At 39.8% G+C, this 18571-nt stretch carries 9 protein-coding genes; 6 read left to right on the top strand and 3 right to left on the bottom strand.

Annotated elements, in window-relative coordinates:
- Nucleotides 1–366: 366 nt before the first annotated feature.
- On the bottom strand, nt 367–1176 hold the full coding sequence (locus tag BM098_RS03300; RefSeq protein WP_089830369.1) for a VLRF1 family aeRF1-type release factor: 810 nt from the start codon (nt 1174–1176) through the stop codon (nt 367–369).
- 263 nt (nt 1177–1439) lie between these two features.
- On the opposite strand from BM098_RS03300, the gene ilvD reads away from it, so the two are divergent.
- From ilvD to BM098_RS03275, 5 genes are all read left to right on the top strand, one after another.
- Nucleotides 1440–3125, top strand: coding sequence for a dihydroxy-acid dehydratase (gene ilvD / locus BM098_RS03295; RefSeq protein ID WP_089830368.1), 1686 nt, complete (start codon nt 1440–1442; stop codon nt 3123–3125).
- Between the two features lie 383 nt (nt 3126–3508).
- Nucleotides 3509–5278 (top strand): methyl-accepting chemotaxis protein, encoded by a 1770-nt coding sequence (locus BM098_RS03290; protein ID WP_234987399.1) that lies wholly within the window; start codon nt 3509–3511, stop codon nt 5276–5278.
- Between the two features lie 329 nt (nt 5279–5607).
- Nucleotides 5608–6927, top strand: coding sequence for an extracellular solute-binding protein (locus BM098_RS03285; RefSeq protein WP_089830365.1), 1320 nt, complete (start codon nt 5608–5610; stop codon nt 6925–6927).
- A 69-nt stretch (nt 6928–6996) separates the two neighbouring features.
- Nucleotides 6997–8301 (top strand): sugar ABC transporter permease, encoded by a 1305-nt coding sequence (locus tag BM098_RS03280; RefSeq protein WP_089830362.1) that lies wholly within the window; start codon nt 6997–6999, stop codon nt 8299–8301.
- A gap of 14 nt (nt 8302–8315) precedes the next feature.
- Nucleotides 8316–9158 (top strand): sugar ABC transporter permease, encoded by an 843-nt coding sequence (locus tag BM098_RS03275; protein WP_089830414.1) that lies wholly within the window; start codon nt 8316–8318, stop codon nt 9156–9158.
- A gap of 133 nt (nt 9159–9291) precedes the next feature.
- Here BM098_RS03275 and BM098_RS03270 read toward each other — a convergent pair whose 3' ends face one another.
- Together BM098_RS03270 and BM098_RS03265 are read right to left on the bottom strand one after the other, a co-directional pair.
- Complete coding sequence (locus tag BM098_RS03270; RefSeq protein ID WP_089830360.1) at nt 9292–9771, bottom strand: hypothetical protein; 480 nt, start codon at nt 9769–9771, stop codon at nt 9292–9294.
- The gene (locus tag BM098_RS03265) at nt 9768–11279 is read right to left on the bottom strand and encodes a sensor domain-containing diguanylate cyclase (RefSeq protein ID WP_089830358.1); all 1512 of its coding nucleotides are present in this window, start codon (nt 11277–11279) and stop codon (nt 9768–9770) included. Before BM098_RS03265 ends, BM098_RS03270 begins: the two co-directional genes overlap by 4 nt.
- A 264-nt stretch (nt 11280–11543) precedes the next feature.
- Here BM098_RS03265 and BM098_RS03260 point away from each other — a divergent pair, with 264 nt between their 5' ends.
- The gene (locus tag BM098_RS03260; RefSeq protein WP_159430100.1) at nt 11544–18062 is read left to right on the top strand and encodes a pullulanase; all 6519 of its coding nucleotides are present in this window, start codon (nt 11544–11546) and stop codon (nt 18060–18062) included.
- Nucleotides 18063–18571: the final 509 nt, after the last annotated feature.

Raw genomic sequence — 18571 nt, 5'->3', positions numbered from 1 at the left:
GAGCAGTCCATGAACCAGGTAACATTTATTACCGGAGGCGCTAACGGGATTGGTAAGACATTTGTTTAAGCGTTTAATCACGTCCAAAATAAGGACTGTTTAATTGAAACAAACCGCCTAAAATCAGCCGGAAGGGATGAGGGCGTAATGACGCATATAGTTAAATGACGATGCTTAGGCTTCATTGTTACCTTTGCGGAGTGTAGAGAAGTGTGGCTAGGCAACGTAAATCATGAAGATAGATCTACGTTTCAGGATTTAACGGATTAACAAATACGCAACCATCTAAGCAACCTCCTTTGTGTTTAATGTGGCTGGTCATTTAAGAAATAGAAAGAGGAACTGCATCGCTGCAGTTCCTCTTGATTATTGGTCGTGTACGGCTTTAATGACTTTATCATGATGCTCATCTAACATATTCTTATCGATACAAGCATTGATGGGTTTGTTCATTAGTTCTTCCAATTCATGTGTTTCTTCGGCTGGACCAATGAGATATATATAATCCCACTCACGGTCTTTGGCAAGTTTATCAAGCATCGGTGTAATCGATTTATACCAACGCTTTCGATTTTCCTCAAACCGAGCGATAAATTGTTCGCGTAAGTTAATACTTTTACCCGCATTCGCACCAGCTGATGTATGGTTGCGACTTGCGGCTGGATGTTTACGCCAATCTTCTGTATCTAAATCAAGTTCGTAAATTACCGTATCAATAAGTTTACCTAATTCTGTTTCAACGAGACGAATCGCTTCTTTTTGAGTTAGAATCACACCCGCTTTTGGGTATTCTTGATGCAGTCTTACAAGTTGGTCAACTTTCGCGATCTCTTCCCAAAAGAATTCTGTTTCTACAGGAATTTGTAGAATATCACTATAAATGACTTCATCGGGTGTCGCGACAATCACAACGCTTTTCTTTAAATCTAATTCATTTTCTTTAAAGAAATCTTTCACGTCTTTTTTAACTTTTTGAAAGTTTTTTAATTCAGCTTTATTATCTTCTGTATCTAAGTATTTTTCAAAACGATTAAGTCCATTTTTTAAATGAATCCGCCATTCGCCACCTTGTTGGTCTGGGTCAGTAGGATCGGTGTTTAAATACATCGTAAAGATTTTCTCTGGACTTTCTAAGTATAAACTTTCGAGTTTTTTGATTATTTTCTTGATGGTCATGTAAAAAGCCTCCATTCAATCATTTTTTCTGTTCTTATCATGTATCTAACCGAAAAATGTAAGCGTTAAACATTTTACAAGAAATCTCTCTAAAGAATTTAGTGAATGGTGCAACATACATTAAAATAGAAATAAACCCGTAGTTAAAAACGCGAGTAAAAAAGTATAAAAGAATACAGAAAAACCCGTTCGAATTAACATAAAAGTTTGAAAATTCAGTCTGTGCACGTTATAGTTAAAGAAAAAGGAATGGAGTGAACGTGATGGAGAAGGATTTACGCATTAAGAGTCATGTTTTTGATGAAACAACACGGGCGCCAAATCGTGCGATGCTCCGGGCAGTTGGATTAACCGATCAATCCTTTAAACAACCAATGATAGGTATAGCGAGTACATGGAGTGAAGTGACCCCGTGTAACATGCATTTAAATAGTCTAGCTGATAAAGTAAAAGAAGGCGTCGTGAAAAACGGAGCAACGGGAATGATTTTCAACTCAATTACGGTCTCCGATGGTATTTCAATGGGGACGCAAGGAATGCGGTTTAGCTTACCGAGTCGAGATGTCATTGCTGATTCGATTGAAACAGTGATTCAAGCTGAGAATTTAGATGCATACGTGGCCATTGGTGGCTGTGATAAGAATATACCCGGCTGTATGATTGCGATTAGCCGGACGGAAGTGCCGGCCGTGTTTGTTTATGGTGGAACGATTGCACCGGGTTATCGTAATGGTGAAAAATTGGATATTGTCTCAGTTTTTGAAGGGGTAGGTAAACATAATAATGGCGATATTTCAGATGGGGAATTACACGGCATTGAGTGTGCGGCTTGTCCGGGTGTTGGAAGTTGCGGCGGGATGTATACTGCTAACACAATGGCTAGCGCTGTGGAAGCGATGGGCATGAGTCTCCCGGGAAGCTCTTCTAATCCAGCGGAATCAAAAGAAAAATATGACGATGTACAAAGAGCCGGAGAAGCGGTGTATCATTTGTTAGAAAAAGGCATATATCCAAAAGATATAATGACAAAAGAAGCCTTTGAAAATGCGATTACTGTCGTGATGGCACTTGGAGGGTCGACAAATGCCGTCTTGCATTTACTGGCGATTGCAAATACGATAGATGTCGATATTACGATGGATGATTTTGATCGTCTCCAAAAAACAGTGCCCCACTTGGCTGATTTAAAACCAAGTGGTAAATATGTGATGGAAGATTTATTTGAAATCGGTGGCGTTCCAGCTGTAATGAAGTTGTTGCTTGAACATGGTTACTTGCATAGTGATTGTCTCACTGTTACAGGTAAAACAATAAAAGAAAACTTAGAAGATTTCCCTAGTTTAATAGCTAATCAAGCTATTATCCGGTCATTTGACAATCCGTACCGAAAGACAGGTCCACTTGTCATCTTAAAGGGTAACTTAGCTCCGCGCGGAGCGGTTGCTAAAGTGTCTGGGGTGAAAGTTACTCACCATAGTGGACCGGCGCGTGTCTTCGAGTCAGAAAAAGATGCGACGGAAGCGGTTATGAATAATGAAATCAATCCAGGCGATTGTTTAATTATTCGCGGTGTCGGACCAAAAGGTGGACCAGGGATGCCGGAGATGTTGTCTATTTCTGCGATTCTTGTTGGAAAGGGCTTAGGTGAAAAAGTAGCCTTACTCACTGATGGCCGATTTTCTGGCGGTACACACGGGCTGGTTGTTGGTCATATTGCACCGGAACTCATGGATGAAGGCTTAATTGCGGTTGTAAAAGAAAATGATGAGATCACCATTGACTCAGTCACGCAAGAGCTGACCCTTCATGTAGATGACGATGAGATTAAACACCGTTTTGATACGTGGGAACGACCACAACTTCATCAGCGCGGCGTACTAGGTAAATACGCTCATAATGTAAGTTGTAGTTCTTTAGGGGCGGTAACCGATCGCTTTGATGATGCGTGATGGTAATAGCTAGAACATAATAATAACAGTAGTTTGAATATAGCAATATCTTAGCGGGTGAATCGACTGATGAGGCGATTCATCCGCTTTGTTGTGGGCTTTTTAACTTATTTAGATGGTATGAGTATTCACCGATTTCTTAGTCGAATATGATTGTGTCATGTCCCTATTTCCCCCCATATTATTATCTGAAAATTAATAAAGACACCGGTTAATATATAAGCAGTGAAGAAAAAAACAAAAAAAGGATGTGGTTGTAGTAAAAAAGGTATGGTCTTTTTTACTAAAAAGTGATATGCTACTCCCATGGAATCGTTTGCGCATTGAAACTAGAAAGTGAATGATGAAATGATTCCTTTCATTACACACATAGGGGTGAGGGAATGAAGGCGTTTAAAAGAATGAAAACAGACACCATTAGGCAACCGATTCGTTTTTTTAAGAAAGACAAAGTAAAAACGAATACAAACAAGAAAACAAAGGATCGAAAGTTAATTCACCGATTGTATGGTTTAATCACATTGATTGTTTTTATCTGTGTGATTGCGGCAGTGATGATCTTCACCTACTCTTCCAAAGTAGAAGAAGCGAGTCAATCACTTGATCAGTCTGCTCGCTTTCAACAACAATTTTCTAACTTAGTTACCGAGTTGAATACAACGAGTATAAAATATTATCAACTCGTATCTTCAGGTTATGATAAGACAGCGGCAGAAGGTGCGGAATCAAGCATTAGTAACGCGCGTATCATTTTTGATGAACTCAATCAAACCATCACTGAGGACAGTCCATTACATAATTACTTTGTCAACTTAGATACAGCAATAGCGGATTATCGTAGTATCTATGAGGAGAATTTCACGAGTATATTTGTAGGGGATGAACAAGCTCGGATTGCGATGCGGGTGACACCAATCATTGAACGTAACTTACAGTTAATTGAAAGTGTAAACAGTCGCATTGTCGACCAACTCGCAGGTGAGCGAGAAACCGTAACTGAAGAAATGGAAACCGCACTTCAAACGTCGAGTGTTGTTATTATGAGTGCGCTGGTCATATTAATTATCGTACCGCTCGTGAGTTTATTGATGTTTGCAAGCAGCTTAAAGAACGGGGTTCGTTATGTTATGGACCGGATTAAAAATTACCATGAAGGTAATCTCAGTTTCACCCAGAGCAAAACGCGTCATGATGAATTTGGTTTAATCGATATGAGATTAAGCGAGATGGGCAACCAGCTCGATCAATTAATGAAACGAAGTCAAACGGTCGCCGCAGACGTTATTGATGTTGTGAAAACAACGTCGATTCAATCCAATGACCAAATGCAAGGTATGGAAGAGATTGAACAAATGATGTTTGCTTTTAATGAAGAAATGGAAAAACAAACCGATTCAACTGGGACTATTTCTGCGACGACGGAAGAAGTTTCAGCATCAGCAGAAGAAATTCAGACGTCAATGCATCACATGAACACGCGCTTACAAGAGGTTAAAACAATCTCAAATGACGGAAAAGCTTTAATGGTAGGATTAGAAAGTACGATGAATAATTTAAGTACACAAACGCAATCAACGAAAAAGCGAATTGATTCGATTGAAAGTAAATTAGATCACATTACATCCTTTATTAAAGGGATTGATGATATTGCCGACCAAACCAATCTTTTAGCGATCAATGCTTCTATTGAAGCAGCAAAAGCAGGTAAAGAAGGTCGAACTTTTGCGGTTGTAGCTGATGAAATTAGAAAACTGTCGCAAGGAACAAATACATTTAGTGACCAAACGAAAGAAGTACTCGCATCTTTACTTGATGAAGTTGAAGCTGTTGTAACAACATTTGAAACATTTGAAGTTCAAACAAGTCAAAGTTTAGATCAAACAAAACAATCAACCGCACTTTTTGAAACAATTGCTGTAGATAATGAGCAATTAACACAGGAACAATCCGAAATCAATCAGTCCGTTGAACAAATTAACGTGGCGATTGAAGATGTGGCTTCGTCAGTGACAGAGCTCGCTAATGGTGCAACCGGTTTGCAAGAAAAGATCAAAGAAGTGACTAATATTATTGAAGATCAGGCAAAACGTCAACAAGCACTCACATCTAATGTGAATTCATTAGAATCAACTGCAGGACGTTTGTCAGAATGACAATGTGAGAAATAACAATAAGTTAAGCGTTTACAATTATTTTTAACTTTTTTTAAAAAAGGGGTTGTCATTTGTAAGCGTTTAATAGTATAATGAATTTATTGAACGGTGCAAGCGATTTCACAATTTGCGCAAGCAACTGACTTTGTTAGGATCGTTCAAGCAGGACATTAAGCTTCTCATTCTAATAAGCTACATACGTAAGCTGCCAAACTTCAGTTTATTAGAATTTCTTTCAAAAACGGTTTGAAACATCGTTTGTTAAAGGAAATAAGAGAATGCATGATGAAATGCAAATCTAATTACTCATTTTAGAGGGGGAAACACACATGTTAAAAGGTAAATCATTTTGGTTAACAGCTTTACTTATGTTGGTACTGTCAATGTTTTTAGTCGCTTGTGGTGGCGATGATGAGGCAACTGATGATGGTGGAACAGACACAGATTCAGAACAAACAGATACAGAAGGCGAAGATGCAGGAGATGATTCTTCTTCAGATCTTCCAGAGAAACCTGAATCATTAAAAGTTTGGGTAAACGACGAAGAACAACAATTAAATGCTTATGATGAAATCTTTGCTCGCTTTACTGATGAACACGGTATTGAGATTGAAGTAACGCCATACAGTATGCTTGACCAAACAGAAGGCTTGAGTTTAGATGGTCCATCTGGTCAAGGCCCAGATCTTTTCTTCCAACCACATGACCGTATGGGAGATATTCACTTGCAAGGTTTAGCAGCTGAATTAGAATTCACTGAAGAACAACAAGCAAAATTAGAAGGATACAACCAAGAAGCATTAAATGCTTTTAACTATGAAGGTATCCAATACGGAATTCCAGCTGTTGTTGAAACGTACGCTTTATTCTACAATAAAAGCTTAGTTCCAGAAGCGCCACAAACAATGGATGAACTAATGACAATTGCACGTGACTTAACAGATGATAGTGGTAGTCAATATGGCTTCATTATGGAAGCACTTAACCTATACTTTGTCTATCCATTCTTAACAAGTGAAGGTGGATACATCTTCGGTCAAAACGATGATGGTGGTTATGATGCTAGTGATATTGGCTTAAACAATGAAGGTGCGGTTGCTGGTGCGGAAACAATCCAATCTTGGTTTGACGAAGGTTTGATCCCACAAGGTGCTGACGCAGATGTTATTAACGGTCTATTCATGGATGGAAGCGTTGGTATGGTTGTTAATGGACCATGGGCAATTCCTGATTATGAAGCTGCTTTAGGCGATGACTTAGGTATTGCAACATTACCAGAAGTTGATGGCGAAGTATTAAATTCATTCTCTGGTAACAAAGGTTGGTTAGTTTCTTACTATACTGAAAACCAATACTGGGCAACAGAACTTGCATTATTTGCAACAAACGCTGACAGTTCAGAAACTTACTATAACGTTGCGGGTGAACTTCCAGGACACACAGCCGTTGAAATTGAAGATGAGTTTATGAGTGCAATCTTTGATCAAACACAATACGCTCACCCAATGCCTAACATTCCTGAAATGTCTAAAGTTTGGGAACCAGTTGGTGATGCATTAACATTCATCTCTCAAGGTGAAGACCCACAAGAAGTACTTGACGAAGCTGTTGAGTTAATTAAAGAAGATATAGCATTAATGGAACAATAAGTTAGAGTGGGAGGGATTGAGTTCTAACACTCAATCCCCTTTTACTTTTACTGAGGAGGGAAAGGCAAAATGGCTACAAATAAGAAAAAGACCGAAGCTACAGAACAAACAAAACAAAACCCTACACTCGCAGCACTCCTATCAATCATTCCTGGCCTTGGTCAAATGTATAATAGACGTTTTATCAAAGGCTCTGTTATTTTTGTCCTCTTCGCAGCATTTATGATTGCGATGTTTGATTTCCTATCTACTGGTGTGACAGGTCTTATGACTCTGGGAGTAGAAGAACGTGTCGATGATTCACGGGTATTTTTAAGTGAAGGTATTCTGTCACTGATTTTTCTTACGTTCTTTGTGACTTTCTACGTGTTAAATATTCTCGATGCGAGAAGTGATGCGAAGAAACTACAAATGGGTTGGAAAGTACCCGGTGTGATAGAAGGATTTAGAAATGCTTGGGATAAAGGTTTTCCCTATTTACTTGTAGGACCTGGATTATTCTTACTTATTTTCGTTGTATTATTCCCACTATTATTTATGGGATTCTTAGCATTTACCAACTACTCATTATACAACGCGCCACCACGTGCGCTCCTTGATTGGGTAGGCTTTAAAAACTTTATTGACCTCTTTACCATTGGTGAATTAAGAAGTACATTCTTTAGCGTATTATCTTGGACATTGATATGGACATTTATGGCAACAACATTAGCCATCGCTGTTGCAATGTTCCTAGCCATTCTCGTAAATGATCCACGTCTTAAATTTAAGAAGTTTATCCGTACCGTTCTGATTTTACCATGGGCCGTACCTGGATTTGTAACGATTATTATCTTTACTGCACTTTTTAATGATAACTTTGGTGCGATTAATGCCGATATTATTCAACCGTTGTTTGGAACGGCCATTCCGTGGTTGACAGAGGCAAATTGGACGAAAGTAGCACTCATTATGATTCAAGTCTGGCTTGGATTCCCGTTTGTTTTTGCTCTTTTCACTGGGGTCTTACAAGGAATTTCAACTGACTGGTATGAAGCGGCTGATATGGACGGTGCAAGTCGCTGGCAAAAATTCAAGTTCATTACGTTCCCGCACTTAATGTTTGCGACCGGACCGTTGCTCATTACACAATTCACGTTTAACTTTAACAACTTTAATATCATTTACCTTTTCAACGGTGGTGGACCGCCTGTGCGTGGCCAATCTGCTGGTGGTACCGATATTTTAATTTCTTGGATCTACAACTTAACATTTACGAACTCACAGTACAGTTTAGCGGCTGCGATTTCAATTATTTTAGGTCTTCTTGTAGCGACATTTGCATTCTTCCAATTCCGTCGCTCAAGCTCGTTTAAAGAGGAGGGACAATACTAATGGCTAGTCAACCAATGAGTCGAAAAACAAAAAACACCTTAGAATTAGTCGCGATGTATGCGATAATTGCGCTTGTGTTTGTGATTATCATGTATCCACTTCTTTGGGCATTTGGTATGTCACTGAATCCGAGTTCTAATCTTTACGGTGCATCACTTATTCCTGAAAACTGGAGCTTCGTTCACTATGAATGGCTCTTTACCAATCCGCGTAGTAATTATTTAACGTGGTATAAAAACACCTTAATTGTTTCTTTATCTGTAGCAACAGTCGGGACATTGCTTGTTAGCTTTACCGCTTATGCATTCAGCCGTTACCGTTTTAGAGGACGGACATATGGTTTATATGCGTTCTTATTGCTGCAAATGTTCCCAGTATTAATGGCGATGGTGGCACTTTACATCTTACTTAATACAATCGGTTTACTTGATAGCTTACTTGGTCTCATTATCATTTATATCGGTGGTAATATTCCAATGAACGCCTTTCTAGTTAAGGGTTACTTCGATACGTTACCAAAAGAGTTAGATGAGTCAGCTAAGATGGACGGTGCCGGTCACTTTAGAATCTTCTTCCAGATTCTTTTACCACTTGCCAAACCAATCCTTGCGGTTGTCGCATTGTTTAACTTTATGAATCCATTTATGGACTTCATCTTGCCACGTATTATTTTACGTAGCCCAGAGAACTACACGTTAGCACTTGGTCTGTTTAACTTTGTTAATGACCAGTTCTCAAACAACTTTACTCGATTTGCGGCTGGTGCGATTTTAATCGCAGTTCCAATTGCAAGCGTGTATCTATTTTTACAGAAATACTTGATCTCTGGTCTATCAGCCGGCGCAACAAAAGGTTAATAAAGTTAATCAAAAGTCATCAGACATTGTCTGGTGGCTTTTTCTGTTCGTCCAGGTCACAAACTTATGAACGACTAAGTTATGAACTAAAGGACTATAAAAACAGACAACGTCACTGATTGACGTTGCCTGTTTAACTATAGCGTCCAACGGTCATTTGATTGTACACTTCATCGATTAACTTCTTTTTTGTGTCAGGGTGAAATAATTTCGCAATGCTGATCCGCTTACTCGATTGATAATCAAGCGCATTTTCTTGCATCTTTTGGTCTAAATATGGCAACATAAACTGGTCAATCGGTAAGTAGGCAAGTGTTAATGTCTGCTCATGTCTGAGTTCAATATAAATGCCGGTGAGTTCAGTAAAGATGAAGGGGTGATAGTCGTATCGCAGGTGAATATCCTTGCGATTCATTTGTTTAATCGCTTTTACACGGGTGGTCTGATTGTAAAAATAAACGACTTGTTCAAAGGAGTAATAGAGTTGATTGAGTGATTGATCTAATGCTTTTAGTTTTATCATCGCAAACATTGTCATTGAATATTGATAAGCTATCCGGCTCGTTAGCCACAATAAAAAGAAAGGAATCGTAAACAGTAAATAGTTATTCATGATAATGCCTCCTTTTGATAGAGGACAGTGTTATTTTTCCCGCTTGATTTGGCTAGATATAAAGCTTGGTCACTCGTATGAAGAATGGCTTCTTCAGATTGTTCTTCAATCAAATCGGTATGAGAGACACCTAAGCTGATCGTTAAGTTACTAGATGGCTGCAGTTCCTGATTTGGAAAAATGGTTTGTTCGACTAATTCGCGAATATTTTCAGCTAATTGGTACGTTTCTTCTGGTGTGACATTCATAAAAATTAGTGAGAATTCTTCACCACCAAAGCGGTAACTCTGGTCAATGTTACTGATATGATCTTTTAATAGCTTCGCTAGTTGTTCTAACGCGACATTCCCTAACAAGTGGCCATTCGTATCATTGTAATGCTTGAAATGATCAATATCAATCATCACCATGCCAAACTTGGGCTTTTTTTCAGAGAAAATATGCGCTAAATCATCCTTTAAAGCCCGTTGATTTTTTAACTTAGTCAAACCGTCTGTCACAGACATTTGTTTGATATTTTGATACATATTGAGTTGATGAATTGCGATAGCTGTCTGTAGGGCAAGCGGCATTAAGTTATCAATTTCTTCTGGTGTAATCGGCTTATGTGTAACAGGATTATCTATTAGTAAAATACCAATCTTTTCATTTTGGTACACCATTGGCACAAGAAGAACGTCACCCATATGAAAATAATCACATAATTCACGTAAAATTGTATCATTTGTTGCGTTTAGATTTAGTAACCGATCCTCTCCGTCGCGTAGCGCTTGATAAAATAAAGTATTCGTTTCAAGTGGAAATGACAGCGAGGAAACAATCTCGTTTAATTCAGGGTCAATGTGTTCCTCATCCATCCGTTCCAATAGGTCGGTTAAACGGTATTTTTTTGCCGCTATTTCATTCCATTTCTCAAATCCTTCTTTACCTCTTACGGGACCAATACCCATCATGCCATGAATCGTTCCAGTCTGATTATCATTTAGAAAGACAAGGCATCGATTAAAACCTAACCCGTGTCCAGCGGTAATACTAGTCACAATAATATGTAACAAGCGGTCAAGCTCATCGGTCTGTTGAATTGCTGAAGTGATCTCTTTCATAATTGTGAGCTGTTTGGTATTGTGATACATTTTCCTCTTCCATTCTCGTAATTGCAGGAAATGGTTCAATGCTTTTGTGCCAATCAGATAAATCGCAACGTTCATGATGATGAAAAGACTAAAGAGCACCCATGATGAATCAAGCAAAAGTATGTGTTGAATCAAAATGACAATACTTGAGGCGATGAGCCCGCTGATGTTTAGTGTGTACATGCCAGTCACTAGGTACAGAACGACAATTAGGTAATATTCATCAAGTGAATAACTTTGAAATGACAAAAAGCTAAATGAGAAAAATAAAAAGAGAAGCAATCGATTGCGTTGATTATCAAGAAAGAACCGCACACCGTTTAGCGCAAGCGCTATTATCGATATAAACGTAATCCATTTAATTAATTCAGTCAAAATCACCCCTCCTTTTAAATATAGTCCTATTATAACAGGTTTTAAAATCACTGTCTTTCTTTTCGACTATTCGAACATTTCTTCTTGTCAAAAAGATTTAAAACATGTACACTTATATTTGTAAGCGATTGCATAACTGTTACACAAGAGGTTGTGCAATTTTTTCGCAATATTTTTGCAATCGTTTGCATAAAAATATTAGGGAGGGAATCGGGTTTTAGTTACATTGTGTTATCGATACCACCATTTGAAAGGATGATTATATTGAAGAAAAGAACATTAACACTTATTGTGGCCCAGTTTTTTGTTTGGCTCTTATTATTTAGTACTATTTTTACAAGCCTACCACTTAGTGTGTTGGCTGAAACTGATACCACAACGATCGAGGAAGACACATTCCGTGTGTTCTATGAACATACAGGGGAACCTGATGAAACATTATACTTATGGCACTGGGGAGGTTCTGTAGCATCGGAGGGGGAATTCCCAACAGGTGGAGAAACCTTTGTGCCAACAGAAGATGAACAATTCACTCACTATACTGACATTCCACTACAAGATGACGCGGCAGGCGTTAGCTTTGTCATTGCGAGTGATAAAAAAGATGATAGTGGAGAAAATATAAAATATACCGGTGATGTCAGTGTTGAATTTATTTCATCTGATATGGATCATGTATATGTCACTTCAGACGGCAGCACACATCTTGCTAAACCCGTCGCTTTTGATACACCAACTGTACGGGTGCACTATCAAGAAACAGATGGGAACTTTACAGAACCTGCACTTTGGTTCTGGGGAGATTCACCAGCAGCACTTGGAAGTGATGCAGAATGGACAGAGGATGCCTATAGTTTTACGAGTGAGAATACCTCAGCTTATGGCTACTATGTGGATGTTCCGCTCAATGAAGATGCAAGTACACTAGGCGCTCTTATTGTAGATCAATCAGATGATAGTCAAACGGGTGATATGACTTTTGATGAATTACCTACCTATAACCAAATCTTTATTAAAGAAGGCACAGAAGAAGCGTTTAATAACCCGTATTATGTTTCAGCTGAACCAGAAACAACAACACCGGATGAAGCGGACGGGGTAGAGGATATTACCGTTTCAGGTAGTGTTAATCGTTCATTCCATTATGATGAACATGCCTTACTTGAACTTAGGATTGACAATAACTCAGAGATTGGGATTGCCTCCATTCGCGCAGATGTCTCTAAGTTAGGGATTGATGTGCCACTTGAGATTGATCCAACACTACAAACTGTAACATTATCGGTCAGTCGTGAAGTGGCTCCGGGTGAGAAAAATATTCCGGTAACGGTTGTCGATGACAACGGTGGCACGTATAACACCGATGTTGTGGCGACGGTTGTTGAGAAAACGTCTGATGCGCGTGACTGGGATGAATCGGTTATTTACTTTATGTTGACGGACCGATTTAATGATGGTGACTCATCCAACAACAATCCTTATAACCTTGACTATGAAAGTGCTGAAAACCAGCGCGGGACGTATCAAGGGGGAGACTTTAAAGGGGTAACCGAAAAGTTAGATTATTTAGATGACCTCGGTGTGAACACGATTTGGATTACCCCAATAGTAGAAAACGTCGCACATGACGTTGAAGCAAACAGTGACAACGGATCATATTATGCTTATCATGGCTACTGGGCAGAGGATTTTGAAACACTGAACCCGCATTTAGGAACAATGGCAGAATTTCATACTTTGATTGATGAAGCAGCGGAGCGTGAGATCGATATTATGGTCGATGTTGTCTTAAACCACGCAGGTTACGGTATGAATGCCGAACCGGGTGGCACTCAACCAGAAGGCCATCCAACGGCAGAAGATTTGGCGCGTTTTGACGGGATGTTGCGTGAAACGGGTGGTTCTGGTGACCTTAAAATGTCACTATCAGGTCTACCTGACTTTAAAACAGAAGAACAAGCTGTACGTGAACAACTCGTTGATTGGCAATCGGCTTGGATTGAAAAATCAACAACCGCAAACGGCAATCGTATCGCGGCTTACCGCGTTGATACGGTGAAGCACGTTGAGCAAACGACGTGGCAACATTTTAAAAATGAACTTGTAAGAATCGACCCAGCGTTTCGCTTAATTGGTGAACATTGGGGTGCAAACTTTAATGAAGACGGTGGCCATTTTTATGATGGTACAATGGATTCATTACTTGATTTTGGCTTTAAAACACTTGCTGAGTCACTAGCAAACGGCAATGTCGTAAAAGCCAATGAACAACTGATTTTACGTAATGAAGCATTAAACAGTGTCCATACACTCGGCCAGTTTTTGGGTAGCCATGATGAAGATGGTTTCCTTTATGCGCTTGGTGGAGATGAGGCGAAATATAAAGTGGCTGTAAGTACACAACTAACCGCAAAAGGTCAACCGGTGATTTACTACGGTGAAGAACTAGGTCAAACAGGTGCGAATAACTGGCCTGTCTATGATAACCGTTATGACTTTGATTGGGCAAATGTTGAAGGCAATACGCTTCATGCCCATTACGAAACATTGCTTGACTTTAGAGAGCAATATAGCGATGTCTTAAGTAAAGGTTCACGTGAAACAGTTATCGCAGATGATGACCTCGACCAACTGGTCGTAAAACGTAGCTTTGACGGCGAAGCGGTTTACTTAGCGTTTAACCCGACGAGCGAACCACAAGAGATCACACTTAAAGCATCAACGGACACAGTAAATGTGATCGATCACTATAGTGATGTGCCTTATGAGACAACGGCTATGGATGGCGCGTCATTTGTGACCATCACCGTACCAGCTGCCGTTGATGGTGGGACTGCGTTACTTCAGGTGGAAGGTGGTGACTTACTTTCTACAGATGTAGCACCAGAAACACCGACAGAAGAAGTCGCACCGGTAGAGGAGGGATCCTTTCGGCTTCACTTCCGTGATCTTGATTCTACTCGTCTTAGTGAGCTTGGCCTTTGGGTTTGGGAAGATGTTGAAAGCCCGTCGGACAACTGGCCGCTAGGCGCGATCTCATTCGAAGAGGCTATCGCGACAGATTATGGTTATTATTTAGATATACCAGTCATTGACGGCGCAAAACAACTAGGTTTCTTAATTAATAATGCCGATGGTGGCAATGAAACGGGTGACCTATTCGTTGATATTTTAAGTGCTGACATGAATGAAGCATGGGTGACAGAAGTAGGTCACGTCTACTCATACGAACCATTAAACAATGAGGGGTCAATTCGTGTGAATTATACCCGTGAAGATGATGATTATGATGGCTGGTCCCTTTGGACATGGGGTGATGTTGCCACACCGACAGAAGGTTGGCCAACCGGTGCACATGACTTTGAATTAGGCAAGTACGGTACTTTTTATGACTTACCTGTCATTGAAGAGGCAAGCTTGGTTCAATTCTTAACCTTGAATAAAGACAGTGGTGATCAATCTGGTGATATGTCTTACACTATGGACGGGGCCACACAAATCTTCTTAAAAGCAGGTGATGAACAAGTCTACACGAATCCTTACTTCGTGACAGAAGAAGGTCTTACAGGAGCTGAACTCGTTAGCTTAGATACGATTGAATTAAGTTACAGTGCGATTGGTGACTGGTCAACAGAAGATGTGATAAGTGATATTAAAGTAACAACACAAGGAGGTGACGTGGTCGTGATTGATGATGCATCTATAGATGAAACAAACAATAAAATCAAGCTAACAGGCACATTTACGACTGAAGATGCGCCGTATACCGTGCGTCACTTAGGACGTGAAGCACAAGCAAAAGCAGGTTGGAAGTTAAAAGATAACCTTTATGGTTATGATGGTGCGTTAGGTTTAGTCGATATCTCAGACAGTAGTGCCACGATTAAGATGTGGTCACCGTCAGCTAATGCGGTCGATCTTGTTCTATATGATTCAGACACACCGACAGAGGTTATTGGTGAATACCCGATGACGCGTGGTGAAAAAGGCGTCTATACGATTACTTTAGATGAAGACTTAACCGGTCTTGATTCTCCTAAAGGCTATTACTACCACTTTAAGATTACCCGAGGTGAAGATACGGTCTTAACGCTTGACCCTTACGCGAAATCTATGGCGCAGTGGACGAGTGAAGGGAACGATGATGCAGTTGGTAAAGCAGCAATTGTTGATGTAAAAGAATTAGGTCCAGCACTTGAATATGCAGAAATTGATGGATTTGAACACCGTGAGGATGCGATTATTTATGAAGTGCACGTCCGTGACTTTACGAGTGATCCATCACTTGAAGGCGAACTTAATCATGAATTTGGAACCTTTAGTGCGTTTGCTGAGAAGCTCGATTATATTGAATCACTCGGTGTGACCCATATTCAGTTATTACCAGTGATGAGTTATTTCTTTAGCGATGAATTTAATAAAGGCGAACGGCTACTTGAGTATTCAGCGACAGATAATAATTATAACTGGGGCTATGACCCACATAGTTACTTCTCGCTGACAGGAATGTATTCTGAAGATGCGAGTGACCCAGCGAAGCGGATCGAAGAATTTAAAAACTTAATCAAAGAGATTCATGACCGTGATATGGGGGTTATTTTAGATGTGGTCTATAACCATACTGCACGTGTGCACATCTTTGAAGATTTAGAACCAAATTATTATCACTTTATGGACAAAGACGGCGAAGCGAAGACAAGCTTTGGTGGCGGACGATTAGGTACGACACACCAAATGGCACGGAGAGTCTTAGTCGATTCAATTAAATATTGGGTCACTGAATTTAAAGTCGATGGTTTCCGCTTTGATATGATGGGTGACCATGATGCTGAAGCGATTCAAATTGCTTACGATGAAGCAAAAGCGTTAAAACCAAACATTGTAATGATTGGTGAAGGCTGGCGTACATTCGCAGGAGATGACCAATACCCTGATGTTCAACCAGCAGATCAAGATTGGATGAAAGCTACCGATAGTGTCGCATCTTTCTCTGATGAATTTAGAAATGAACTTAAGAGTGGATTCGGTAGTGAAGGGCAACCACGCTTCTTGACCGGTGGAGCGCGCGATATTGATGTGATTTTCAACAACATTATTGCCAACCCAGGTAACTTTGAAGCTGATGACCCAGGTGATGTGGTCCCTTATATTGCGGCGCACGATAACTTAACCCTGCATGATGTGATTGCTCAATCGATTAAAAAGGATCCGAAAGACTTTGAAGCAGAAATTCATCAACGGATCCGAATCGGTAACTTGATGGTACTTACAAGTCAAGGGACACCATTTATTCACGCTGGTCAAGAATTTGGTCGGACGAAGCAATTTAGAGACCCAGATTATATTAAACCAGTTGAAGAAGTTCCTTATAAGTCAACGTATATGGAAACCTCAGACGGAACCCCGTTTGAATATCCATACTTTATCCATGATTCTTATGATTCAACGGATATTATTAATCGAATTGATTGGGAAAAAGCAACAAATGAAGAAGTTTACCCAATCCACACGTTAACTCGGAGTTATACGGCAGGTTTAATTGAACTCCGTCGTTCAACCGATGCGTTTAGTAAAGAAACAAAACAAGAAGTACTCGATAATGTAGCTCTTATTGACGCACCAGAAATTAAGGCTGAAGACTTAGTCATCGCTTATGAAGCGAAAGCTTCCACTGGAGAAAGCTACCACGTCTTCATTAATGCCGATAGTCAGACGCGAGAACTCTCGGTTAACACAGATTATACAACAGAAGATGTGATTGTTGATGCCGAAGTCGCAGGTATAGAAGGCATAGAGGATCCGACTGGTGTGGAAGTAACTTCAGCATCATTAACAATTGATCCCCTAACAGCGATCATTATCCGTGTGGTTGATCAAGATGATGATTCAACGGGTGGTTCAACAACACCTGGTGATACTGATGAAGACATAGACACTGATGAAGACACAGATACAGAAGAAGATTCAGCAGAAGTAACGGTAGATGACATTGCTGTTGATGAAGAAACGAACCTAACAGTCATTGAAATAAAAAATCGTTCAGCTGCAAAATTATCACAAGCTGTTTTGAAAAACCTTCCAGAAAAAGCGCGATTAAATATTAAAGCGAAAGATCAAAAAGTGACAATGAACTTCCCGCTTGATAATGTATTAAAACGTGCGCTAGATAGCAAGCAAGATGTAACCACACGTATCAATCAGAAAGCAAAATCAAATTTCAAAGAAACAGCCGGTGTCAAAGTGTTAACCGACTTGTATGATTTCCAAATTTATGTCGGTGATGACTATGTCGATGAAAGATTTGACACACCAGTGGAAGTACGTTTCACTGTGAATAACGCTGATATTGGGAATGTCGACAACTTGCGTGTTGTGTATGTCGATAATGATGGTACTTTAACGTACTATCCAATTGAACGGTATGAAGCTGAAACAGGTGAGGTCGTCGCTTTACTTGATCACTTTAGTGATTATTTAATTGCAGAAGTTGATGAGACAATAAAAGAGACACCAGTAGATGAGCCTACGGACGTACCGGAACAAGCAGCACCGACAGAAGAGGTGCCAGATACTCCTGAAATAGACACGACTGAAGATGCCGACACAGACAAATCAGATGTGAGCAAATCTGATGAAGGGACAACGAAACAAGAGGCAGCAAATGATGGTGGGACATTACCTAAAACTGCCACAAATATGTATCTCTTGATGATGATGGGTGTTCTGTTAAGTTTAGTTGCTGCGACAGTGGTACTATTTAAAAAAGAACAGAGTCAATCATAATTAAATGATTTTTCTAAAGCTATTAAACTGTTTGAGGCTCGCGTTATATTAAGTAAGACACCAGACTGGATAGGGTCTGGTGTCTTTTTATGAACGAGGTATTTAGGTTACTTTTGGGGTATTAATTGGCTGTATTTAAGGTCATAATATTTGGTATCGATAAAACAAAGCATAAAGAAAAGACACGTCAGAATCGACGTGTCTTTCTTTGTCCCATTTACAGGACGTTGCGGAAAATTTGTCTTATTCTACTTACTTAATGCTTGTTCATCTTACCAAACGTTTACTCCTTGACGTGCTAACCCGTCGTACTTGAAGCTTAGTTTGTAACCGTCTTTCTTACTACTCACACTTGCTTGTCGAAATGCTTCACTACATCCGATTCACGAGTCTTAAAACGGTTAGTCACGTGCACTTTCACGAAAAAATCTAACACTTTCTTTTCCATAGCTCTAAAATTCTTACTTTTGTTCAATTGCTACGTTCCTGACGAGTTTTTGACGTCAGCT

Source organism: Halolactibacillus halophilus (genome assembly GCF_900115605.1).
Classification (GTDB): Bacteria; Bacillota; Bacilli; order Bacillales; family Amphibacillaceae; genus Halolactibacillus; species Halolactibacillus halophilus.
Note: the sequence above shows the minus strand (reverse complement) of the source record. Positions and strands in the feature narration are given on the sequence as shown.

Excerpts from the sequence above, each read along its gene's own strand:
- BM098_RS03280 (WP_089830362.1), top strand. The coding sequence starts at position 6,997 with ATGGCTACAAATAAGAAAAAGACCGAAGCTACAGAACAAACAAAACAA.
- BM098_RS03285 (WP_089830365.1), top strand. The coding sequence starts at position 5,608 with ATGTTAAAAGGTAAATCATTTTGGTTAACAGCTTTACTTATGTTGGTA.
- BM098_RS03290 (WP_234987399.1), top strand. The coding sequence starts at position 3,509 with ATGAAGGCGTTTAAAAGAATGAAAACAGACACCATTAGGCAACCGATT.
- BM098_RS03275 (WP_089830414.1), top strand. The coding sequence starts at position 8,316 with ATGAGTCGAAAAACAAAAAACACCTTAGAATTAGTCGCGATGTATGCG.
- BM098_RS03270 (WP_089830360.1), bottom strand. The coding sequence starts at position 9,771 with ATGAATAACTATTTACTGTTTACGATTCCTTTCTTTTTATTGTGGCTA.
- ilvD (WP_089830368.1), top strand. The coding sequence starts at position 1,440 with ATGGAGAAGGATTTACGCATTAAGAGTCATGTTTTTGATGAAACAACA.
- BM098_RS03300 (WP_089830369.1), bottom strand. The coding sequence starts at position 1,176 with ATGACCATCAAGAAAATAATCAAAAAACTCGAAAGTTTATACTTAGAA.